This is a genomic window from Pantoea sp. VS1 (assembly GCF_002207995.1).
Lineage (GTDB): Bacteria > Pseudomonadota > Gammaproteobacteria > Enterobacterales > Enterobacteriaceae > Pantoea > Pantoea dispersa.
In genome coordinates, this window is the sequence record NZ_NHZE01000081.1 from 1 (window position 1) to 275 (window position 275).

At 62.2% G+C, this 275-nt stretch carries 1 protein-coding gene; it reads right to left on the reverse strand.

The window, feature by feature from the left end; translation table 11 throughout:
• A partial coding sequence (locus tag CBW22_RS23320) for an IS3 family transposase (RefSeq protein ID WP_141097356.1) occupies positions 1-275 on the reverse strand: 275 nt, incomplete at both ends.

Sequence of the window (275 nt, forward strand, 5' to 3'; positions counted from 1 at the left end):
AAGCCGCTCCGTCGCCAGTCCCTTGCGGCGTCGCCTGCGTTTTACACTCAGGCCGTTGAGATGGTAGATGCGGTATACCCGCTTGTGGTTGACATGAAGGCCCTCCCGACGCAGTAGCTGCCAGATGCGCCGGTAACCAAAGCGGCGGCGCTCAAGTGCCAGCTCTGTGATGCGTAAGGACAGCTGCGCGTCAGCAGCCGGACGCTGAGCCGAGTAACGGCAGGTTGAAAGTGACAGACCTGCCAGCCTGCAGGCACGGCGTTGCGACAAACCTG